Annotated in this window: 1 pseudogene; it reads left to right on the top strand. The window is 47.3% G+C overall.

What is annotated here, in order from left to right:
- A pseudogene (locus AB4486_RS27540) lies at positions 1–226 on the top strand (amino acid permease); the annotation flags it as partial.

Below are 226 nucleotides of genomic sequence, written 5' to 3'. Positions count from 1 at the left end.
TTCCGCATGGGTACTCGAGTGCAAGGTATGGCTGTTGTATCGGTACTTATCGGCATCTTCGTTGTGAGCATGACGGCATCTGCATTCCCAACAGGTGTTGACCTAGTTCAAGCCTTCTTTATCAACGTATTCATGACAGCCGTATTCTCTGGTCTTGCTTGGTGGTGGATCTCTCGCTTTGAAAAAAAGCAGGCAGGTAAAGACGCAAAGCTAGAAACAGCTAAGC

The sequence above is a fragment of the Vibrio sp. 10N.222.55.C6 genome (genome assembly GCF_041473395.1).
Taxonomy (GTDB): Bacteria; Pseudomonadota; Gammaproteobacteria; order Enterobacterales; family Vibrionaceae; genus Vibrio; species Vibrio crassostreae_C.
This window is presented reverse-complemented; position numbering and strand designations above follow the sequence as displayed.